Origin of the sequence: Rhodococcoides kyotonense, assembly GCF_001645385.1 — a bacterium.
GTDB classification, from domain to species: domain Bacteria; phylum Actinomycetota; class Actinomycetes; order Mycobacteriales; family Mycobacteriaceae; genus Rhodococcoides; species Rhodococcoides kyotonensis_B.
This window is the reverse complement of the sequence record NZ_LVHI01000006.1, coordinates 25,863-47,371: the sequence shown is the minus strand read 5'-3', so window position 1 is coordinate 47,371 and position 21,509 is coordinate 25,863. Positions and strand designations below refer to the sequence as shown.

Annotated in this window: 17 protein-coding genes and 1 tRNA gene; 12 read left to right on the top strand and 6 right to left on the bottom strand. The window is 65.2% G+C overall.

Features of this window, described 5'->3' with window-relative positions:
* Window positions 1-7: 7 nt before the first annotated feature.
* The 3 genes from A3K89_RS05020 to dcd all read right to left on the bottom strand — a co-directional run bounded on the left by A3K89_RS05020 (window position 8) and on the right by dcd (window position 3,245).
* The gene (locus tag A3K89_RS05020) at window positions 8-1,456 is read right to left on the bottom strand and encodes a CYTH and CHAD domain-containing protein (RefSeq protein ID WP_068422765.1); all 1,449 of its coding nucleotides are present in this window, start codon (window positions 1,454-1,456) and stop codon (window positions 8-10) included.
* Between the two features lie 38 nt (window positions 1,457-1,494).
* Window positions 1,495-2,556, bottom strand: coding sequence for an Hsp70 family protein (locus A3K89_RS05015; protein ID WP_167674235.1), 1,062 nt, complete (start codon window positions 2,554-2,556; stop codon window positions 1,495-1,497).
* 110 nt (window positions 2,557-2,666) lie between these two features.
* Window positions 2,667-3,245: a dCTP deaminase gene (gene dcd, locus A3K89_RS05010; protein WP_068422760.1), complete on the bottom strand. Its 579-nt coding sequence runs from the start codon at window positions 3,243-3,245 to the stop codon at window positions 2,667-2,669.
* 226 nt (window positions 3,246-3,471) lie between these two features.
* Here dcd and A3K89_RS05005 point away from each other — a divergent pair, with 226 nt between their 5' ends.
* The 6 genes from A3K89_RS05005 to A3K89_RS04980 all read left to right on the top strand — a co-directional run bounded on the left by A3K89_RS05005 (window position 3,472) and on the right by A3K89_RS04980 (window position 11,328).
* Window positions 3,472-4,227 (top strand): hypothetical protein, encoded by a 756-nt coding sequence (locus A3K89_RS05005; RefSeq protein WP_157105238.1) that lies wholly within the window; start codon window positions 3,472-3,474, stop codon window positions 4,225-4,227.
* A complete protein-coding gene (locus tag A3K89_RS05000; protein WP_068422754.1) occupies window positions 4,224-6,374 on the top strand; it encodes an Rv1355c family protein in 2,151 nt (716 codons plus the stop codon). The genes A3K89_RS05005 and A3K89_RS05000 overlap by 4 nt, the downstream gene beginning before the upstream one ends.
* A gap of 43 nt (window positions 6,375-6,417) precedes the next feature.
* Window positions 6,418-8,262 (top strand): putative bifunctional diguanylate cyclase/phosphodiesterase, encoded by a 1,845-nt coding sequence (locus A3K89_RS04995; protein ID WP_068422751.1) that lies wholly within the window; start codon window positions 6,418-6,420, stop codon window positions 8,260-8,262.
* Between the two features lie 59 nt (window positions 8,263-8,321).
* Window positions 8,322-10,121 (top strand): putative bifunctional diguanylate cyclase/phosphodiesterase, encoded by a 1,800-nt coding sequence (locus A3K89_RS04990; RefSeq protein ID WP_254303426.1) that lies wholly within the window; start codon window positions 8,322-8,324, stop codon window positions 10,119-10,121.
* Between the two features lie 51 nt (window positions 10,122-10,172).
* Window positions 10,173-10,243: transfer RNA gene (locus A3K89_RS04985), tRNA-Gly, on the top strand.
* A gap of 137 nt (window positions 10,244-10,380) precedes the next feature.
* Window positions 10,381-11,328, top strand: coding sequence for an esterase/lipase family protein (locus tag A3K89_RS04980; protein ID WP_068422749.1), 948 nt, complete (start codon window positions 10,381-10,383; stop codon window positions 11,326-11,328).
* Here A3K89_RS04980 and aac(3) read toward each other — a convergent pair.
* A complete protein-coding gene (gene aac(3), locus A3K89_RS04975; RefSeq protein WP_068422746.1) occupies window positions 11,268-12,119 on the bottom strand; it encodes an aminoglycoside 3-N-acetyltransferase in 852 nt (283 codons plus the stop codon). The genes A3K89_RS04980 and aac(3) overlap by 61 nt on opposite strands.
* Window positions 12,116-13,276: a PucR family transcriptional regulator gene (locus tag A3K89_RS04970; RefSeq protein ID WP_068422743.1), complete on the bottom strand. Its 1,161-nt coding sequence runs from the start codon at window positions 13,274-13,276 to the stop codon at window positions 12,116-12,118. The genes aac(3) and A3K89_RS04970 overlap by 4 nt, the downstream gene beginning before the upstream one ends.
* A gap of 177 nt (window positions 13,277-13,453) precedes the next feature.
* On the opposite strand from A3K89_RS04970, the gene A3K89_RS04965 reads away from it, so the two are divergent.
* The 6 genes from A3K89_RS04965 (at window position 13,454) to A3K89_RS04940 (ending at window position 20,100) form a co-directional block, all read left to right on the top strand.
* Window positions 13,454-15,172 carry an aldehyde dehydrogenase family protein gene (locus A3K89_RS04965; RefSeq protein WP_068422994.1) on the top strand — a complete coding sequence of 573 codons (1,719 nt, stop codon included), beginning with the start codon at window positions 13,454-13,456 and terminating at the stop codon, window positions 15,170-15,172.
* A gap of 9 nt (window positions 15,173-15,181) precedes the next feature.
* Window positions 15,182-16,765 (top strand): GMC family oxidoreductase, encoded by a 1,584-nt coding sequence (locus A3K89_RS04960; protein WP_068422740.1) that lies wholly within the window; start codon window positions 15,182-15,184, stop codon window positions 16,763-16,765.
* A 273-nt stretch (window positions 16,766-17,038) separates the two neighbouring features.
* Window positions 17,039-17,728: a hypothetical protein gene (locus A3K89_RS04955; RefSeq protein ID WP_068422737.1), complete on the top strand. Its 690-nt coding sequence runs from the start codon at window positions 17,039-17,041 to the stop codon at window positions 17,726-17,728.
* Window positions 17,729-17,735: 7 nt separating this feature from the next.
* Window positions 17,736-18,944: a molybdopterin-dependent oxidoreductase gene (locus A3K89_RS04950; protein ID WP_068422734.1), complete on the top strand. Its 1,209-nt coding sequence runs from the start codon at window positions 17,736-17,738 to the stop codon at window positions 18,942-18,944.
* A complete protein-coding gene (locus A3K89_RS04945; RefSeq protein ID WP_068422731.1) occupies window positions 18,908-19,435 on the top strand; it encodes a hypothetical protein in 528 nt (175 codons plus the stop codon). Before A3K89_RS04950 ends, A3K89_RS04945 begins: the two co-directional genes overlap by 37 nt.
* Window positions 19,432-20,100, top strand: coding sequence for a methyltransferase domain-containing protein (locus A3K89_RS04940; RefSeq protein ID WP_068422728.1), 669 nt, complete (start codon window positions 19,432-19,434; stop codon window positions 20,098-20,100). Before A3K89_RS04945 ends, A3K89_RS04940 begins: the two co-directional genes overlap by 4 nt.
* Window positions 20,101-20,144: 44 nt before the next feature.
* Here the strand turns inward: A3K89_RS04940 and A3K89_RS04935 are convergent, their stop codons facing one another.
* A complete protein-coding gene (locus tag A3K89_RS04935; protein WP_157105248.1) occupies window positions 20,145-21,464 on the bottom strand; it encodes a hypothetical protein in 1,320 nt (439 codons plus the stop codon).
* Window positions 21,465-21,509: the final 45 nt, after the last annotated feature.

Genomic DNA, 21,509 nt, shown 5'->3' with positions numbered 1-21,509 from the left:
GGGACAGTCAGAGGGACAAATCCGACACCTCGGCCCGGGCCGCCTCGGCTGCCTGCATTTCCCGGGCATAGAGCAACCCGAAGGTGAATCCGTTCTCACCCGGCGTGACACCGGCGACGCGGCCGAGTTTCTGCAGTGTCTGCGCAGCGACGACCGAATCCTGATGCTCGCCCAGCACCTCCTGGACGTGCTTGAACTTCTTGATCTCGGCCTTGGCGTCCTTCTTGCCGAGGATCGGCTGCATGAGCTCGGCGGCGTACCGGGCGCGCTTCGCCGCTTTGCGCGCCTTGTGCAGCGCTTCGTCGTCACCCAGTTCGATGGCCTGATCGATACGCCTGCCGACCTTCTTGGACGCTTTCCGCGCCAACTTGGTCAGAGACTTCTCGCCGACGTCCTCGGCTCCGTCGACCAACGGAAGCTTCTGCGACCATGCCGTCAGGGTAGTGAGCAGGTCGCGGTAGCGGTCGCCGTCGAGCTCGGTGGTCACGATCGCACGAGAACGAATCTGCTCGGCCAGCAGGTCGTTCTCGATGCGCGACGCGACCGGGCCCAGCACCAGTTCTTCGGGGAGCGCGTGCACCGCGGCGGAGAATCGGGCTCGTTGAACCTGCCGGTCACGAACCTCACCGAGAAGCCCTGCATACCAGGACAGTTCCTCGTCGAAACGTTCGGCTTGCTCGTCGTCGAACAGATCCGCGAACACACGGAGCGTGCTGCGGTAACGCCGGATCGCCACACGCGTCGAATGAATGGGGTCGAGACCGCGTCGCAGATAGACGTCGCCGGCGAAGATGGCCTGCGCCTGCTCGTCGAGGTAGGCCGCGACCACGCCGATCGGTGTCGACGACGGCCGGGCCGGCCGAGTCGTCAACGCGCGGTGCAGTTTCGACGAACTGGCCGATCGCGTGGCGCCTGCGGACTTCAGGACCTTCGCGGCCTTGTCGAGAGTTTTCTCCGACCCGGCAGGCCCCAGTTCGACTTCGAGCTCACGCCAGACGCTCCCCGGCGCTCCTGGGACGTCGGCGCTGACCGAATCGTCGGCGACCTCGGCGAGTACCGCCCCACCGGCACCGGTGACGACATGAACGCGGCGCAACGACGTGAGCGTCGCGACGGGTACCAGCGGCTTGCCGAGGGCGGCGCCGACGAGAAGGTCTGCGAGCTCGTCAGGAACCACCGCGTCCTCACCGGTTCCGAGCGGGAGCCGAATCTCGGTGCGGGCCTTGTCCGCCGGGACCTTCGCGTGCCACCCGGTATCGGCATCTCCCCGGCGACGACGAAGCGTGATGCCTCGCCGCAGAAGATCCAGGTCGGCAGTGTCGTAGTAACTACTGACCAACTGCACTTCCGATACGTCGATCGAACCGCCCTTCGGGGCCAGATCGGTCAAGGAGGGAAAAACGAAGTCCGCATCCGCGTCGAACTTGTCTTCACGTTCGGTCTGAATCGAAGCCATACCAACCAGTGTGCCCGATTCGGATGAACATCGATCGATCATCCGGCCGGAACGTGCGTCGGAGAGGTGAACACGGCACGGGACGGGTTGCCGTCGCCGCCAGCCTGATCCGCATCCCTCGACACTGCACCGGCGGACGCGGCCACTCCGCCTGCGACCACGAGCGCGACCACACCACCGAGATAGCGGGACTTCTTCAGCCTGCCCCGATGCCTCGACGACGAGTCGCTGTGCCGCGGGCGTCCGGCCGACGTCCCGCTACCACCGACGACGAGCCTGCCCGCGGCGCCTGCGGCACCTCGTGCAGCGAGCAGCTGTGGATCGACGGGCACGAACACGGGCACCGACACCGCGTCGAACAGCGATTGACGGACGATCTGCATGCCGGCGCCGCCGCCGACCGCGAAGAGTGCGTCGACGCGAGCATTCGCGGCGATCATCGCTTCGGCGAGCGTGACGGCGTCGTAGACGTCGTCACGGATGAGGTCGTCCAACTCTCTGCGATGCACCGTGACCGCGCCGCCCGACAGCGGGCCGTCGATGTCGACCGCGCTGAAACGCGACAGTCGCTCCTTGCCCGCGCACACGCTCTCCACGAACGTTTCCTGCACGTCGGGAGCCAACGGACGGCCGAAGCCGTACCGCTCGAGCAGAAACCGCACGAGGGCCGCGTCGCAGGCATCGCCGGACAACACGGTGGTGCGACGTGAGACGTGTACGTGGCCCGACGCGACGTCGACGATGGACACGGTGACGCCGCCGGCGCCGACGTCGAACAACGCAACGGTCTTCTCGTCGACGAGCAGGCCGGTTTCCTGCAGTGCACCGATCTGCGCACCGAGGTCGGACACGAGTGCAAGACCGTCCACGTACTCGACGCCGTACGCCTCGGTCGGATTCTTGTCGCGCAGCGCCAGTACGGGAGAGGGCGTCTGTCCCGCCATGTCCTTCACCGTCGCGGTGACGGCCTTCCAGTAGTTCTGCGACGCGGCCGGAAGGTCGGCGAACATCTCGGTGCTCGTCGGTGGAGTACTGGTCGATTCCACCGAAAGCCCGTGAATGCCACTCACGCCGAGGGATGCGCCGAATACGGCGGTCATCGAAAAACCTCGCTCCATGTATGCCCCGACCCACACGGTTGCTACGCAAGGCTAGCGGAAAAACCGGCACAACGCAGGTTTCCAACCGATAAACCGACCTCGGGTGCGGTTCAGTCGACCGGGGACTGCACGAAGTTGAGGTAGGCCTTCGACGGCGTCGGACCCCGCTGACCTTGATATTTCGACCCCACGGACGCGCTTCCGTACGGGTTCTCCGCGGGGCTGGACAGCCGGAACAAGCACAGCTGCCCGATCTTCATGCCCGGCCACAACGTGATGGGCAGATTCGCGACGTTCGACAGCTCGAGCGTGATGTGACCGCTGAACCCCGGATCGATGAATCCTGCCGTCGAGTGTGTCAGCAGCCCGAGACGGCCGAGCGAGCTCTTGCCCTCCAGTCGTCCGGCGAGGTAGTCAGGCAGCGTCGTCAGCTCCAGGGTCGAACCGAGCACGAACTCGCCCGGGTGCAGCACGAACGGCTCGCCCTCGGCCGGCTCGACGAGCGTCGTCAACTCGTCCTGCCGCTTCGATGGATCGATGTGGGTGTAGCGAGTGTTGTCGAACACCCTGAACAGCTTGTCGAGCCGCACATCGACACTCGACGGTTGCACCATCGAGGCATCGAACGGCTCGATGCCGAGGTTGCCGGTGGACACTTCGGCACGGATATCGCGGTCGGAAAGCAGCACACCGAAGGCTAACGTGCCGTCCGGGAAGCGCGTAACGCTGCACCACCCGTCTGCGACTGGTTACCGGCGGGTGTCGAGGTCGCCGCCCGCGCGGGCACGCCGAGATCCGTCTTCGCGCCCACCCCTTCGGAAATTTCGCCGGACTCACGTTCGTTCCATTTGCCCCGATAATGAGCAATGTCCACCAATTCTGGCCTCATCACGGGGCTATCACAGAGGGATGACGATGAATTCCACCTTCGTGCTCGATCGGAGAGTCGGAGAACGAATGCGTAATCACGTTCTCGTTCCACCCGAGTCGAGCTATTTCGACCATCAATTGCAGTGCACGGTGCTGGCCACCACGCCGAGCGCACGCCCGGACCTGTGGCGAGAATTCGTCGAGGGCGCGCGAGAGAGTTATTCGCATTTCGGTGTCGAGAAAGCATTGGAGTACGAGCGAATCGCAGACGGGTCGACGACGTCGCTGTTTTTCGCGAAGCTGAGCAGATCGGGAGAATTGTGTGGAGGTCTTCGGGTTCAGGGCCCGTACTCCTACCCCCAGCAGACCCACGCGGATCTGGAGTGGGCGTCGTCGCCGACCGGCCGAACCGCACTGCGGTCGATGGTGGCCGATCGGCTTCCACATGGCGTCGTGGAAATGAAGACCGTGTGGTCGTCGGTCGACGGACCTCGGTGCGGTAGACCCGGATACCTCGGCGCCATCGGTGCATCGCTGGCCGCCGCAGTTCTCGGATGCCGCTTCACTCTCGCGACGAGCGCTGACCACGCTGTGGGCCCTTATCTCGACTCGGGTGCCGTGATGGCGGCCCACATCGACCCAGTGCCGTACCCCGACCACCGTTACAACACTCGACTCCTCTGGTGGGATCATCGCGCGATACATGCGACTGCGAGTGCCGAAACCTATCGCTACATCTCCGACGCGGTCGACGCTCTGTTGGGCCGCGCCCCCATCCCCACGGAGGCTGCTGCATCATGACCACACATTGGCAAGCAATCGTTCTCGACGACACCGACTCGGCGGACCGCGCGGAACTCAGGCGGCTGCGCGACGATCCGACGATCGAGTTTCTCGACACACTGTCGGTACAACGCGAAGGACTCGCGCGGCTGACACCGCCTCCGCCGCAGGAGATTCTCGACGAACCGATGCGGTGGGTGCACTACCCGTGGCGTCGAACCGTCGTCGCGACACTGGGACCCGCCGCCTTCCGCCGACTCCGGCTCGACCGCAATCGCAACAAGATCACCGCCGAGGAACAGGATCGACTCTCGACGCTGAAGATCGGCATCGTCGGCCTGAGCGTCGGACATGCCATTGCCTACGCACTGGCTCTCGACGGAGTCTGCGGCGCACTGCGACTCGCCGACTTCGACGAGATCGAACTGTCCAACCTGAATCGCATTCCCGCCACCCTGCTCGATCTGGGTATCACGAAGCCCATCGTCGCCGCACGCCGAATCGCGGAGATAGACCCGTACCTGCCGATCGAAATCGACGACCGTGGCGTGACCGCCGAATCCGCCGACAGCTTCGTCGACGGCCTGGACCTCGTGATCGAGGAATGCGACTCGCTCGACGTCAAACTCCTCGTCCGTGAGCATGCCCGCGCACACGGCGTGCCCGTCATCATGGAGACCAGTGACCGTGGCTTGCTCGACGTCGAACGCTTCGACCTCGAGCCGGAGCGGGCTCTGTTCCACGGCCTTCTCGGCGACATCGAATCGAGCACGCTGAAGGGACTGTCGACGCACGACAAGGTGCCGTACGTACTGGCGCTCCTGGGGGCCGACGACCTGTCCGCTCGTATGGCGGCGTCGATGATCGAGGTCGACCGTACGACGACGACCTGGCCGCAGCTCGGCAGTGAGGTCGGGTTGGGAGGCGCGTCGGTCGCGGGCGCGGTTCGACGCTTCGGACTCGGGCAGAAGCTCGAGTCCGGTCGCGTCCGCATCCACATCGACGAGCATCTGGACGCACTCGCCGTACCGACCGGCGACGTGCACATCGACGGCGCGGTTTCTCCGCTGTCCGCCGACGAGTCCACGACCGCGACCGCAAGCTCCTTCGACGCGATCGCCGACGCCGCGAACCGGGCGCCCTCGGGAGGGAACGTCCAGCCGTGGCACATCACGGTCTCCGAGGGATCGATCGCACTCGAGGTCGACACGCACCGAACCTCCGGGCTCGACGTCGCGTACCGCGGCAGCCACGTCGCGTTGGGTGCGGCGTTGTTCAACGCTCGCGTCGCTGCAGCGGACCGCGGTCTGGTCGGACAGCCGAAAATCCGAACGAACGGAGACACGGCACAGATCACCCTGTCGCTGACCGACGGCACCGACACCGATCTGGCAGCCAAGTACCCACGTGTGCTGTCCCGTGTCACGAATCGGAATCTCGGAACGCCCCGTCCGTTCGACGACGCGACGAGGTCCGCGTTGTCCGACGCGGCGGACGCCGAGGGTACGCGTCTGGCGCTCGTCACCGACCGCGACGCGATCGAGCGCGTCGCCGACATCATCGCCGAGTCCGATCGCATCCGCTATCTGACGAACTCGCTGCATTCGGAGATGATCTCGGAACTTCGTTGGCCGGGGCAGGCCGATCCGAACACCGGAATCGACGTTCACGCGTTGGCGCTCGATCCGACGGACCTCGTCAAGCTCGACGTGTCGCGTCGCTCGGATGTGATGGCGCTGCTTCATGATTGGGACGCGGGCGTCGCCCTCGGCGAGGACAGTCACGAGCGCATCATGTCCAGTTCGGGTCTTGCGGTCACGATCGTTTCAGGGGACACACCCGCCGATTTCGTGCGCGGCGGATCCGGCACTCAGAACGTGTGGATCACCGCCGAGGAACACGGTCTCGCAGTCCATCCCGCGTCACCGGTGTTCATCTACGCTCACGAGCCCGCGGAATTCGACGAATTGTCGGCGCACTACGCCCAGGCCCTGGCACAGCTGAAAGAGCAGTTCGAGTCGATCGTCGGAATCGACACCGGAGAGTCGATCGCGTTGGTTCTGCGTTTGTCTCACACCGACGAGACGGCTGTGCGCAGCCGTCGTCGAACGCGGTCTCATGTGGCCGAGGAGCCGGTAGAGTCGGGCGCCGTACCGCAGAACTGAGTCAACCGCTGTCGGGCGGGCGTCGAGATGGCCGGGGGTAGCCATGAAACACATCCGTAGTCTCGACGCTCTCGTCACCGACGTTGCATCGGAACTCATGGGAGTCGATGCAGCGTCGGTGATGACCGCGTACACGCGAGTACTGCGCACTCTCGTCGAATACTTCGGTGTGGACGCCGCGTACCTTCGCCACACCGATTACGACAACCGCTCCACGGTCATGGTGGCCGAGTGGCCCGCCCGGCCGGACGCCCCCGATCCGGACCCCCTCGGAGTCGTGTACTTCGCCGACGCCGACCCCGTCTTCGCAGCATGTGAGCATCTGCTGCACCCCAAGGTGTTTCGGCCGCGTCCCGAGGAAGAAGAATATCGACGACGGGTCAAGGCTGCGTCCGGGTACGCGGTCACGTCCATGGCGGTCGTCCCGCTCGTCCAGGGCAGGTCGATCGGATGGGTCGGACTCATCAAGGGCGGCGACCGCGACTGGTCCGAACAGGAGACCAACGCTCTGGTCGCGATCGCGTCCATGTTCACGCAGGTGCACGCTCGAATCGAGGCCGAGGAGTCACTGCGCACGGCGGCCGAGCACGATGCACTGACCGGATTGTCGAATCGGCGTGGCGTGACCGACGATCTGGAACGCCGGCTCGACGCCAAGGCCACCGGCGGGCCGGTCGCGGTCCTGTTCCTCGACCTCGATCGATTGAAGGCACTCAACGACTTCTACGGTCACACCGCAGGGGACGCCTATCTGTGCGCACTGGCCGACACCCTGCGGGGTGTGCTGGATCCCGACGTCAGCATCGCGCGATGGGGCGGAGACGAATTCGTCGTCGTACTCCAGCCCGCGACGATCGACGGCAAGACCGCGTCGCCGTACGACGTGGCATGCCGAGTGCTCGACGCGGTCTCCTCCACCCGGGTTCTCATCGCCGGTGACGCGATCAACCGAACCGCGAGTATCGGTGTGACGACGGCATATCCGGGTGTCGACAGTGTGCACGAGGTGATCGCGAACGCCGACCAGGCCGCGTTGGTGGCGAAGCGAACCGGCGGAAACAGCGTCGCATTGTTCGACTCCACCATCAGAGCCCGCAACGCGCTGAGGAACGACGTCGAACTGCATCTGCATTCGGCGATCGAAAACGGAGAGCTGACACTGCATTACCAACCGGAGATCGACCTGCAGACCGGTCGCATCACCGCCGTCGAAGCGTTGGTTCGGTGGCAGCACCCCTCACGCGGATTACTACCCCCTGCGGACTTCATCGACATCGCCGAATCCTCGGATCTCGCAACCGAACTCGGCCGATGGGTCCTCGAGGATGCGCTACGCACCTACAGTGAGTGGGCCCGAGACATTCCGACGCTGGACATCGTTCTGCGCGTGAACGTCTCGCCTGCCCAGCTCCTGGCGACCGAATTCGTCGACATCGTCGCGCGCGCACTGACCTCGGGCTCGGTGGCCCCCACCCATCTCTGCCTCGAGATCACCGAGAACGCCGTCGTCCAGGACACCGGGCAGACAGCGAAGGTCCTTACGATGCTCCGCGAGCTGGGTGTGAGTATCGCGATCGACGACTTCGGTACCGGGTTCAGCTCTTTGGCGCACCTGAAGATCCTTCCGGTCGACGCGCTCAAGATCGACCGCGAGTTCGTCGAGCATCTCGACTCGGATGCAAGCGACCAGGCCATCGTTCGATCGATCGCCTCGCTCGCGAGAGCATTCGACCTCGACCTGATCGCAGAAGGCGTCGAGACCGAAGCGGCGCAGTCCGAACTACTCGCTGTCGGATGTCATCGCGCACAGGGCTACCTCTTCTCGCGCCCCGTTCCGGAAGAAGACATGCGGAACATGCTGGTCTCGGCTGTAGAGTCAGCTCCGTGACGCGGGGAGTCTCGAGGTAGGAGAGGAAACTGAATCGACGTCGGAGTCTGGATGCTGTGGTGACCGATGTCGCGACCCAGCTCATGGGCGCCGACGCCGCGACCGCCCGCGAGACCTACGAGGCAGTTGTCCGAGGACTCGTCAACAGCTTCGAACTGGACATCGCGTTCCTCCGCCACGTCGATTTCGACACACGGTCGAGTGTGCTGATCGCCGAATGGCCGCCGCGCACCGACGTCAAGCATCCGGACCCGCTGCACATCGTCTCGTTCGTGAACGCCGAACCCGTGTTCGCGTCGACCGAACTGCTGCGCGACATTCGCGTCATCCGCGCCGGCGACGGAGCCGACGGATACCGGAAACTCGTCGAGTCGGCGTCCGGATTCGTCGCCGACACCTTGGCAGTCGTGCCGATGGTCGACAACGGTGTCACGGTGGGTGCCCTCGGGTTCGGAACAGTGTCCGCGCGTGAATGGTCGTACGACGAACTGAACGCCCTCAGGGCCATCGCGGCCCTGATGACACAGGTCCACGCAAGAGTCGACGCCGAGAATCGCGTCCGGTACGCCGCGACGCACGACGAGCTGACGGGCTTGTTCAACCGCCGTGCACTGCTCACGTATCTGCACGAGCGACTCGACGATCATTCGACCGGACCGATCGCGGTACTGGCCCTGTACCTCGATCAATTGAAGGCGCTCAACGATTTTCTCGGCCATCTTGCCGGGGACGAATACATCGTCGCCGTGGCAGAGACCCTGCGCACCGAGATCGGATCGGACGCGGTGATCGCACGTCTGGGCGGCGACGAATTCGTCATCGTGCTGCGCGGACCCGCCAACGCCCACATCGCCACGGTGACCGCGAAGTCCGTCCTCGATGCAGTCGGAGCGCTGAATGCGCCTGGCGTGGACGGAAACCGTCGAGCGAACATCGGGATATCCGTCGCCCACCCGGGACGCATCTCCGCCGAGGCCGCGTTGAAAGGCGCCGACCAGGCCGCGCTGATCGCGCAGGCCGACGGCGGCAGAAACATTGCGCAGTTCAACGAAGAGGTACAGCGGGAGAGCGAACTGCGAAGCGACGTCGAGGTGCATCTGCGGAATGCAATCGAGGACAACGCATTGCTGCTGCACTTCCAGCCGGAGATCGACCTGATCAGCGGCAGGGTCACGGCATTCGAAGCCCTCGTGCGATGGCAGCACCCGATCCGTGGCCTCCTGCCCCCGAATGCCTTCATCCCCGTCGCCGAAGCGACCAACCTCGCACCCCAACTCGGCCGGTGGGTACTCGAGAACGCGTGCCGAACGCTGGCCGACTGGCGCAGCACACTACCCGGACTCGACATCTCGATGCGGGTGAACGTCTCACCCACACAGTTGGTGTCCACCGACTTCGTACGCACCGTCGCGGCGGTGCTGCGGCAGTACGGCATCGCGCCCGCGTCACTGTGTCTCGAGATCACCGAGGTCGCCGTCGTGAAGGATCTGGAACGCACCCGACGAACCCTGCACGGGCTGCGCCGTCACGGTGTCCACGTCGCCATCGACGATTTCGGCACCGGCTACAGCTCTTTGTCGCACCTGAAGGAACTACCGGTCGATGCCTTGAAGATCGACCGGGCATTCGTGGCCAGCCTCGGAACTGCCGATCGAGACGACGTCGCGATCGTCGCTTCGGTCGTCGGACTCGCTGCATCCTTCGATCTCGACGTCATCGCCGAGGGCGTCGAGACGCGTGAGGCCGCCGACGTTCTGGTGGGGCTCGGATGCCGACGCGCCCAGGGCTACCTGATATCCCGACCTGTCCCCGCAGCCGACGCACTCGAGCTGCTACGGGGCGTCACCATCGACATCTGACGCATCCCCGTGCTGCTACAGTGTCTTCTCGCGGGTCGTACGACCCGAAACGCCGGTGTAGTTCATTGGTAGAACGCGACCTTCCCAAGGTTGAGAGGCGGGTTCGATTCCCGTCACCGGCTCTTCACGGAGTTATCGGCGTGTAACGACCGACCTGCCTTTTGTGAACAATCCCGATACATCCCCTCGCTCGCTGCGACAAGTCACCACGACCGGCATATCGTGAAGGCAACGCGGGGGAGAATGCGCGAGGGATTGTGTGAACCGCACACTGACTGTGGCTTTCTGCACGGTAGCGATCGCGCTCGGTGCCGGCATCGCGACGGCACAGCCCGTCGTGCCGTCCGTTCCCGGCCCTGCGCAATCCAGTCATGCCGACGCGATCCGTTACTCGGAAGCGCATCCGAACTCGACACCACCCGGCGTCAACGACACCTCGTGCGTGCCGTCACCGAACCATCCGAACCCCGTGATCCTGGTGCACGGCACCGATGCGACGGCGTATGCCGACTGGGCGGGCCTCGGTCCGGTCCTGCAGACACAGGAGTACTGCGCGTATGCACTGAACTACGGCGCGTCGCCTGACGGAACGACTTACGGATACAGCGACATTCGCGACAGCGCAGCCGAACTGAAGGACTTCACCGAACGCGTTCTCGCGCGAACCGGCGCCGAGAAGGTGGACATCGTCGGATACTCGCAAGGCGCCGCGGTGTCACGGTATTACACCAACGAGTTGGGCGGGGCGGCCGTCGTCGACGAATGGATCGGTATCGCGTCACCGACCTACGGCGGAAACGCGTACGGCTTTTCCCCTGTCGTGCAATCCATTCCGGGTGGAACCACAGCGGTGTCGAGTGAATTCGGGCCCGCGCTCGTGCAACTGCTTCAGGGATCGGAATTTCTGAACCAGTTGAACGCACACGGTGACACCGTGCCCGGCGTCCACTACACGTCCATCGCGACCCGCGTCGACGAGACGATCCAGCCCTACACCAACGCGCTGTTCCACGACCCGGACGTGACGAACATCGTGGTGCAGGACGTATGCCCGATCAACAACGTCGCGCACTTCACGATCACCTACGATCCGACGACGCTGGGACTCGTTCTCGCAGCGCTCGATCCGAGCGCGGGAATCGTCCCCTACTGCGGTCCGGTTCCTCTCGGTGCAGGCATTCTCGACGTCGTCGTCGCGAGCAACTGACTCCGACGCGTCAGCCAGTCGACCGCGAATGCGGTGATCTCCCGCGCGTCGACGAGCACGCTGTCCGCGTCGCCGATCGTGCCTCGACGGCCGGAACCGGTCGCGAGGAAATCCTCGACGACGGACGCGAAGTAGTCGTCGTCCAGGCCGTCGACGATCGGTCTCGACGTGTCGAACTCCTCCACCCACCGCCAGACCGTGCTGCCGTCGTCACCCCGTAGCGGGTATTCGATGCGCACGCGACGTTTGTCCGGTATGTCGGCGGTGGCCTCCGCATGATGCAACACCGTCATCGTGTCGAGAGGCGCCCCGACCATCAGCACCATGCCACCCGACGCGACGATCCGTGCCAACGGTGTCGAGGCGCCGTAGCCGTCGTCCATCGGGTGATCACGTGTCAGTTCGTCGGCGCGACAACCCAACGCGGACATGGCAGCTCCCGGGTTGGCGCTGGTGTGCACACCGGGCCTGGAACGAATGGTCGACGCCAGGATGCCGTGGTCGCGAGCGGGCCGGGACGTCGCGGGGTCGTACGGAGGGACGTGCGCGCGCAGCGGCTCCTGCACACTGCCGTCGTCGTTCCAGATGTCGACACCGACGCCCCAATCCTGGTACGACACAACCGTTCCCGACGGCCCGACGACGTCGAGCACGGCGTCGACGAGCGCATCGGGGCCTCCGAGAACCGGACCGACTCGGCTGAACGCCGCGTGCATCATGACGATGTTCCCGTCGCCGAGACCCAGTGCTGCCGCGTCGGCCGCCAGGCTCGCCCGTGTATGCGGGCTCACTGGATCGAGCCGTCCATGCACAGCTGATAAGCACGTAACCCGATGAACAACTCCGACGCGTGGACCGGGTCGAGGAAGTCCCGCCCCGTCAACTCCTGTATCCGCCGCAAGCGGTACAGCACGGTGTTGCGGTGATAGTGCAGCCGTTCGGCTGCGTCGGTGGTCGACCCCTTGGAGCGGAACCACGCGTCCAACGTGGCCAGCAGGCTCGACCTCTCGGCGTCGGGGAGATCGAGGAGTTTACCGAGGATCTGCCGTCCTGCGGTGCGTCCGGAATCGGGGTTTCCGGCGAGCAGCAGCGGGACCGGAACCGAGTCGAACCGCGTCGACGCGGAATCGTCCACGCGTGCACACGCCCGGGCGAGCCTTGCCTGCTCGACCGCGGCAGGCGTACCGGACGGAGACGAGAACAGTGAGCTGACGCCGATGTTGCCGCTGCCGGCAGGAATGGCGTCGACGACGGCGTCGAGAAGGGCATCGGAACCGGCGAACAACAGTCCGAGCACGCCGTCGACCTCGCTGTCCCAGATCGCATCGACCCCGCGAGTAGCGATGTCGGCGCAGGACGCCTCGGCCGACACGACGACGAAACTGCCACGCTCGGGGATACGGAACGTGCGCAGTGCGTCGGAGACGGCGGCCGGATTCGATCCGTGACCGGCGAACACCGCGCGGACGAGCCGTCGTCGCACATCGGCGTCCTGCTCGGCCCTGGCCTCGGTGCTCAGTCGATAGGCGTCCGCCGCTGCATCGGAGTAGACGTCCACGAGGGCCCACACCTGGGCAGCGATGTCGAGCAGCGCCCGTGGTCGGTCCGCCTCCGAACGCTCCATGAGTTCTTCCCAGATGAGGCGTCCGCCCAATCGAAACGCATGGAGCAGAGCGGCCAGCGGAACGCCCTGTTCGGCCTTCAAGCGACCCGCTGCTCGCGCGGAGTCCAAGTCGATCGGTCGTATGCCCGCGAGGTTCGAGATCAGCGCCGTGACGTTCGCGAAACAAGCCTCGCGAAGTTGCTCCCGCGTCAACGACGTGGACTCGACATACCCGTGCTCGGCGTCGAGGATGCGTCGAACTAGCTCGTCGGTGAGGCTGTCCACCGCATCCATCAGCGGCGCCGCCAGCTCGTAGGACGCGGTGGCGGCCGGTGCAGTCGTCATGATTCGATGCTAGATCACCCGGTGTTAGCCAGGCCACAGTTTCTTTGTGCGACGGCACAAGAAGTCGACAGCGTCCGCCCATAGCGTCCGCGTTCGGTTGCGATGACAATCACAGCGAAGGACCGATGCCGAGCGAGACGGGGGCTGCCCGAAGTGACCGAACGATCCACAACCCATCTGCACGTCGATCGGAACGCGGAGATCGAGGCACGCCATGCCGTCGACACGGCCCTCGCAGAGCTCGGCGAGGGCGAGAAGACATGGGCGTCGCTGTCGCTGTCGAAGCGCGCGGATCTTCTCGGTCGCGTCCGTGACCTCACTGTCGAGCACGGCAACGAATGGGTCGACGCCGCCCGCGTGATCAAGGGCCTGAGCGAGTCGTCGCCGCTGCTCGGTGAGGAGTGGATGTCGGGGCCCTACGCGTTCGCCGGCGGAGCGAGCACGCTCATCCACACGTTGACTGCGCTGGACTCCGGCAACAGCCCGCTCGCGTCGGTCGAGTTCGGTTCGGCCCCGGGCGACCGCACGACCGTTCAGGTCCTACCGATGACCATGTACGATTCGTTGCTGCTCAGCGGTTTTCGCGCCGACGTCTGGCTGAAACCCGGCATCGATGCAGCGACTGCGACCCGCAGCGCCGGGCTGGCCCAACGTGAGCCGACGCGGACCGGCGGCATCGGCGCCGTCCTCGGTGCAGGCAACATCACGTCGATCGCACCGCTGGACACGTTCTACGAGCTGTTCGCGCACAACCGCGTCGTCGCATTGAAGCTCAACCCCATCACCGATCCGATGCTGCCCGTCCTGACGACGGTGTTGGCGCCGCTGATCGAGGTCGGCGCGGTCCGCATTCTGACCGGCGGCCCGGAAGTCGGAACGTACCTCGTGCAGCATCCGTCGGTGGCGCACGTGCACATGACCGGTAGTTCGATCACGCACGACGCCATCGTGTTCGGTCCAGGTGAGACCGGCGCCGAACGAAAAGCAGCCAACGACCCGATCCTGACGAAACCCATGACGAGCGAACTCGGTGGCGTGTCACCGACCATCGTGCTTCCCGGCAAGTGGAGCCGCGCGGACATCGAGTTCCAGGCCGAACACATCGCCACACAACGACTGCACAACAACGGCTACAACTGCGTCGCAGCGCAGGCGGTGATCATCTCGTCGGCATGGGACCAGCGCGACGAATTCCTCGCCGCCCTGCGTGACGCCCTCGACCGCGCGCCCGGTCGCCGCGCCTACTACCCCGGCAGCGACGCGCGGGTGACCGGCGCGCTCGACAGCTATCCCCGGTCGGAACGGTTGAGCAACGGACGCGTGCTGATCGGCGACATCGATCCGGGCGACGAAACGGCCCTGCTGACCACCGAGTACTTCGCACCGGTCCTCGGTGTCGTCGAACTACCCTGCACCGGAAACTCATTCGCCGAGAAGGCAGTGCAGACCGCGAACGACGACTTCGTCGGAACGCTCGGGATCAACATCATCGCGCATCCCTCGACGATCGCCGAGATGGGCGATCGCTTCGAATCCCTTCTCGCCGAACTGCGCTATGGAACGGTTGCCGTCAATACGTGGACGGGCCTCGGATTCCTCTCCGCCGCAGCCACGTGGGGCGCATTTCCCGGACACACCATCGACGACGTCCAGAGTGGAATCGGCATCGTGCACAACGCTTTGCTGATCGACGGCGCAGAACGGACGGTGGTGCGCGGCCCGTTCCGGCCGGCGCCGCGCTCGCTGCTGGCCCGGGAATGGGCGCTCACCCCCAAACCTCCGTGGTTCCTTTCCAACCGAACGGCCGCCACGACAGGTAGGTTGCTGACAGCATTCGCCGGTAAGCCGTCGTGGGCGAAACTTCCCGCGATCTTCGCCTCGGCGTTGCGCGGATAAGGGGGAAACATGGACCACCCATCGATCGCCGACTACGTCGTCGTCGGCGCAGGATCCTCGGGGGCTGTGCTGGCGAACCGGCTGAGCGCCGACCCACGCAACAGCGTCGTCCTCCTCGAAGCGGGGCCGGAGGACAAGAACAAGTTCGCGCACATTCCGGCGGCGTTCTCGAAACTGTTCCGGAGCGACGTCGACTGGGACTACGACTCCGAGCCCCAGCCCGAACTGAAGGGCCGCAGCATCTTCTGGCCGCGAGGCAAGATGCTCGGCGGGTCGTCGTCGATGAACGCCATGATGTGGGTGCGCGGATTCGCGGCCGACTACGACGAATGGGCGTCACTGGCCGATTCGTCGTGGTCGTTCGACAAGATCGTCCCCTACTTCCGCAAGATAGAAAGCATCGAGAACGCAACAGCTCTCGACGCCGGCAACTCCGGCCCGTTGATCGTGTCGAACCAACGCAGCCCGCGTGCACTGACGTCGTCGTTCCTCGAGGCCGTGCGCGAAGCCGGCTACCCCGTCGAACCCGCGAATCTGCCGGAGCCGAAAGGCTTTTCGCAGACCATGGTCACGCAGAAGCGTGGGGCGCGGTGGAGCACGGCGGACGCGTACCTGAAGCCGATCCGCAAGCGCTCCAACCTGACCGTTCTCACCGAGTCGCAGGCGCAGCGAGTGGTGTTCGACGGGACCGCGGCGGTAGGCGTCGAATACGTCTCGGGTGGTGTCGTCCGTACCGTGCGTGCCGCGCGCGAAGTCGTTCTCGCCGGCGGGGCGGTCAATTCACCGCAGCTTCTCATGCTGTCCGGCATCGGAGACAAGGCACAGCTCGACGCACACGGCATCGAGGTCCTGCACCATTCGCCTCACGTCGGCAAGAACCTCACCGACCACCTCGCCGCGTTGATCGGCTGGAGCGTCGAGAAGGATTCGCTGTTCTTCGCCGAGAAGATCCCCGAACTGGTCAACTACCTCGTCCGACGACGCGGAATGCTCACGTCCAACGTGGCCGAGGCGTACGGGTTCATCAGGAGTCGTGACAGCGTCTCGCTGCCCGACGTCGAGCTGATCTACGCGCCCGCGCCGTTCTTCGACGAAGGCCTCATCGCGCCCGACGCGCATGCGGCCGTCATCGGGTCCGTCCTGCTCCGGCCCGAAAGCCGCGGCGAGATCACGTTGCGCTCCGCCGACCCGCTCGCCAAGCCCATCATCGAACCCCGCTACCTCAGCGATCCCGACGGGGTGGACCGGCAGGCGATGATCGAGGGACTGCGCGTGTGTACGCAGATCGCGTCGCAGCCGGCGCTCAAGGGGTTGCTCGGCGACATCGTGCGGCCGAGGGTCGGTGCCGACGCCTCCGCCGACGACCTCCTCACCGAGGCGCTCGAACAGAACGCGCACACGCTGTACCACCCCGTCAGCACCTGCCGCATGGGTAGCGACGCGTCGAGCGTCGTCACGCCGGACCTGCGGGTGCGCGGTGTCGACAAGCTGCGCGTCGCGGACGCGTCGATCATGCCGACGATCATCCGCGGGCACACCCACGCGCCGAGTGTCGTGATCGGCGAGAAGGCCGCGGATCTGATTCTGGGCTGAGCGCCCAGGCGAAATTCAAACATCACGGTACGGTAACGAATCGTACCGTGATGTGTCACGGGCCGTAACGATCGTGCTGAACGAGTGACCCTGCCCCCTTGCCGATGTAGCGTCGAATATGCCACCGCCACAACATGTATGGCGGCGTCGCTGGAAGACGAACGAGCGCCGGGTGAACCGGCCATCGACTTTCGACCCATCCGGATTCGAGGCTGCGGCGAATCCCCCACAACGCTCGGGTAAGACGAGCCAACGCAAGGGAGAAAAATCATCATGATCTCGATCCGTAAAGTCATGGCCGCCACCGCAATCGGTGCGATGACGCTCGTACCGCTCGCGGCGTGCTCCAGCGACGATTCGTCCAGCTCCAGCTCCAGCGACACCACGTCGGCAGCAGCCACCTCGGCCGAAGCTACCCCGGAGCCTGTTGCCGAGGTCGACGACCTGTCCAACGGCGTCAGCACCGCGGTGGCCCTCGACCCCGGATTCACCGGCGCGCTCACGACCCTGGGCCTCACCCCAGGAACCATCGGAACCGCCACTCTCGCAGACGGTTCCATCTCCTTCCCGATCACCGGCGGCGAGGTCAAGTACTGGGAGCCGGGCACCGTCGACCCGTACGTGCAGGGCGAGATCATGCACGACGGCAGCGGACTCTCGCTGACCGCAGGTGACACCGTCGTCGAGCTGACGGACTTCGACATCGATCCGGGAACGTCTCTGCTGACCGGCACGGTCACGGTGAACGGCGACGTCGCCGCAGAAGATGCCGTCATCTTCGATCTCGACGGCCGCACCCTGAACCCGCTGGCCACCGGCCCCGACAACACCGCGATCCTGCAGGGCACCCAGGTCAAGATCTCGGAGACCGCAGCCGGCCTGCTGAACGATACGTTCAAGACCGACGCCGTCACCCCGGGCCTGCTCGTGGGCGTCGCAACCATCACCATCGCCACTGCGTAAAACACCGATGGGTTTTCGCAGCCCGCTCCGCGGACCGTGGTTCACCTCGGTTCTCGGAGCGGTTCTGCTCGTCGGCCTGCCGATCGTCATCGTCACCGGGCTGCTGTCCTACATCGCGTATGGACCGCAGTTCGGGCAGGCGATGCCCGGCGACGTCGGCTGGCTGCGGTTGCCGCAGTTCGATTGGCCCACCGATCCCGTCTGGCTGTATCGCCTCACGCAAGGCTTGCACGTCGGACTCGGACTGGTGCTCGTTCCGATCGTGTTGGCCAAACTGTGGTCGGTCATTCCGAAGCTCTTCACGACACCACCCGTACGGTCGATTGCCCAAGCGCTCGAACGTCTTTCGCTCCTCGCGCTCGTCGGGGGCATCCTGTTCGAGATCGTCACCGGTGTTCTGAACATCCAGTACGACTACATCTTCGGCTTCAGCTTCTACACGGCCCACTACTGGGGCGCGTGGATCTTCATCGCCGGATTCGTCAGTCACGCGATTCTCAAGACACCGTTGATGATTCGTACGCTCCGCGGACGCTCGCTGATGCAGACTCTTCGTGACGGGCAGGAGCACGGCGACTCCGATCTGATCGCCGCCGACCCGTCGGAGCCCACTATCAGCCGACGCGGTGCGCTTGCCCTCGTCGGTGGCGGTGCGGCATTCGTCGCAGTACTCACCGTCGGGCAGACGACGGGCGGATTCCTTCGAAACGCAGCGATTCTCCTTCCCCGTGGCCGTTCCTACGGCGACGGACCCAACGACTTCCAGGTCAACCGGACCGCCGCTGCTGCCCGGATTCCCGAAGACCATGCGGGGTGGACTCTCACCCTGACAGGAGGGACGTCGCCGGTGACCTTCACGCGCGAAGCGTTGCTGACGATGCCTCAACACACTGCCCGGTTGCCTATCGCCTGCGTCGAGGGCTGGTCGACGGTACAGACATGGACGGGAGTGCGGCTACGCGACCTGGCCGCCGCTGCCGGAACACCCGAACCGGGATCCGCGCAGGTCACGTCACTCGAGAAGGACGGGCCGTTCCGTCAGGCGATGCTGCAGTCCAATCAGGTGCTGCACCCGGACTCGCTGCTGGCGCTGCGAGTCAATGGAGTCGACCTGTCGCCGGACCACGGTTACCCGGCTCGCATCATCGTCCCGGCCATGCCCGGGGTGCACAACACCAAATGGGTCGAGACCATCGAATTCAGGACTGTCTCGTGAGGTACTTCGTCCGCTTCTACGGGGCGCACCCATTGCATGTGCTGGCAATGGGTTTCGCCTTCGCCCTCATGGGCTATGTGGTCTGGATGGCAGGCATACAGACATTCTGGAATCGTGATGTCTGGTGGCAGTCCATCGCAGTGTGGTTCGCAGGGGCCGTCGTCGTGCACGATCTGGTGCTGTTCCCGCTCTACGCAGTCGTCGACCGGTCTCTCTCGAGCGGTATCGCCGCTGTCCGCGGCCGCGCCCCTCACGTCCGCTGGCGTGTATCGCCGCTCAACTACATACGAATCCCGTTGATGGGGACGGCATTGACATTCGTGCTGTTCCTGCCCGGGATCATCTCGCAGGGCTCGCAAACCTATGTCGCCGCAACGGGTCTGACTCAGGACCCGTTCCTCGGACGGTGGCTCGCGCTCACCGCAGCATTGTTCGGGATCAGCGCCATCACCTATGCACTTCGCACCGCACTCACCAGGAGGCCTGCATGACTGTCACAGCCGACGAGCTGTTTCGACGGGCCTCTTCGGGCCTTCCCTGTTGGATGGGAGATTCCGACGGCACACGCGTCTCGTTGCCGATCGCTCGATGGATGGGTGGCGACGCGTCGACGGCCGAAGACCGTATCGCCGACAATCGCATGATCGGCCATTGCAGCGGTCCCACACTCGATCTCGGCTGCGGGCCCGGCCGTCTCACCGAAGGTCTTGCGCGACGCGGCATCTCGGCTCTGGGCGTCGACACCTCCCGTGAGGCCGTTCAGTTGACCGTCGGGCGTGGAGGCCGTGCGGTGCTGCGAGATCTGTTCGAACCCCTACCGAACGCCGGCGAGTGGGCCTGCGTCCTGCTGGCGGACGGAAACATCGGCATCGGCGGAGATCCGGTCCGGCTGTTGCGTCGTGCCGCCGAACTGATCCGCCCCGATGGCACGATCATCGCCGAGGTCGATCCCCCGGGCGACGGCGCCGTACGTCGACGGACCGTGCGGTGGGAGACCGACACGATGGTCGGCGACTGGTTTGCGTGGGCCAGCGTCAGCGCCGACGCGACGGCCGATCTGGCACGCTCGGCCGGCTTACGCGTCGTCGACATCGGGCAGATTCACGGGCGATACTTCGCGCGCATCAGTGCGCCTTCGGCACCCGTGCGCGGATAGTCGGTGCCTGGGCCAACTATGCACGCACGGGCGGCGCAGCCGCACTACCAGTTCGTGAACAGCAGATGATTGATCAGCAGCGCTGCCAATACCTGCAGGGCGAGCCAGAACTTGTGCGTCCGCGCGGGAAGTACCGCGGGGGCCAACAACATCCACATCGCGAACGGCAGCCAGATGCGTTCGGTCTCGGCCTTGCTGAGTTGACTCAGGTCGGCCATGACGACGGCGGCGAGCCCCGCGAGCACGAGCAGATTCACCGGATGCAGCCTCGTGAAGATGCGCGGCAGTGCGGCCGGTACGGCAACACCCAACGCGCAGAACAGCGCTGCGAAGTTGGCCCAGCCCCAGTACGCGAACGGCCGGTCCGTGGCGATGCCCTGGTAGTAGCGTTCCTGGACCAGCTCGTACCCGTCGAACCACCAGAAGCCGTACGCCGTGAAGATCGCCGTGACGACCAGCGCACCGGCGACCGCGCCGATCAACGGCCACGCCGTGCGCGCCGCGATCAGCACCGCGATCGCAGGCAGCCCCATCAGCACGAGACCGTAGTTGAGGTAGATGCCGAACCCGAGCAGCACACCGGCCGCGATGGACGCCGGCCACCGGTGATGCTTCGTCGAAATGGCCAGCAGCGCAATGCCCCACGCGACGACACCCGTGTAGAACGCGTCGGCGGACACGGCAATCCAGATCGCGGCAGGTGCGATCGCGACGAACGGCGCTGCCCGACGCGCCATCGTCTCGTCACCGAGAGCCCGCAGCGCCACCATGACCGCCATCGCCGCGCTGGTTCCGACGACAACGCACAGCCCTGCGGCCCACGCGCCGCCGCTCAGCCCGAGACGGTCGAGCCACACGAACGTCAGCAACGCACCCGGCGGGTGGCCGGAGACGTGCGTCGTCCACGAGTCGGGTTGGTAGTCGAGGATGCGTTCGGAGAAGCCGCGCAACGTCTCCGGGATGTCGGTGATGCCGGGGACCTCGTGCAGATACTCGTCGGTCGACGCGAGCCGGTCGACGAATCCCCGTCGCCACCCGTCGATCATCGCGAGCGACATGGTCCACGCACCCGACGCGGCCCACGTCGACAGCAGGAGCCGTCGCCACGGCAGCCGTCGAGCGATCTCGGGACCCCACAGCACGGCGGCGACACCGAGCAGGATCGCGAACGGTGTGCCCCAGCCGAAGTGGATCTCACGGAACCCGAAAAGCGGTGCTGCGTCGGCGAAATCGCGGACCTGCTGCGGAGTTCTGTTGATGATCGGCGTGACGAGCTCGTTGCCCAGGTAGGGGACGACGAACGCCACCGCGACGAGTGCAACGGCAAGAACGGCCGCGACGGATTCTCTCCAATACCGGATGATGTTCACCTAACGTTCGTGCGAGTCACTCGTTGCGCTCAGCATAGA

Bases quoted from the DNA above. Each gene is read 5' to 3' on its own strand.
- A3K89_RS05000 (WP_068422754.1), top strand. From the start codon at position 4,224: ATGACCACACATTGGCAAGCAATCGTTCTCGACGACACCGACTCGGCG.
- A3K89_RS04940 (WP_068422728.1), top strand. From the start codon at position 19,432: ATGACTGTCACAGCCGACGAGCTGTTTCGACGGGCCTCTTCGGGCCTT.
- A3K89_RS04960 (WP_068422740.1), top strand. From the start codon at position 15,182: ATGGACCACCCATCGATCGCCGACTACGTCGTCGTCGGCGCAGGATCC.
- A3K89_RS04955 (WP_068422737.1), top strand. From the start codon at position 17,039: ATGATCTCGATCCGTAAAGTCATGGCCGCCACCGCAATCGGTGCGATG.
- A3K89_RS05015 (WP_167674235.1), bottom strand. From the start codon at position 2,556: ATGACCGCCGTATTCGGCGCATCCCTCGGCGTGAGTGGCATTCACGGG.
- A3K89_RS04995 (WP_068422751.1), top strand. From the start codon at position 6,418: ATGAAACACATCCGTAGTCTCGACGCTCTCGTCACCGACGTTGCATCG.
- A3K89_RS04945 (WP_068422731.1), top strand. From the start codon at position 18,908: ATGGGTCGAGACCATCGAATTCAGGACTGTCTCGTGAGGTACTTCGTC.
- A3K89_RS04950 (WP_068422734.1), top strand. From the start codon at position 17,736: ATGGGTTTTCGCAGCCCGCTCCGCGGACCGTGGTTCACCTCGGTTCTC.
- A3K89_RS05020 (WP_068422765.1), bottom strand. From the start codon at position 1,456: ATGGCTTCGATTCAGACCGAACGTGAAGACAAGTTCGACGCGGATGCG.
- A3K89_RS05005 (WP_157105238.1), top strand. From the start codon at position 3,472: ATGAATTCCACCTTCGTGCTCGATCGGAGAGTCGGAGAACGAATGCGT.
- A3K89_RS04970 (WP_068422743.1), bottom strand. From the start codon at position 13,276: ATGACGACTGCACCGGCCGCCACCGCGTCCTACGAGCTGGCGGCGCCG.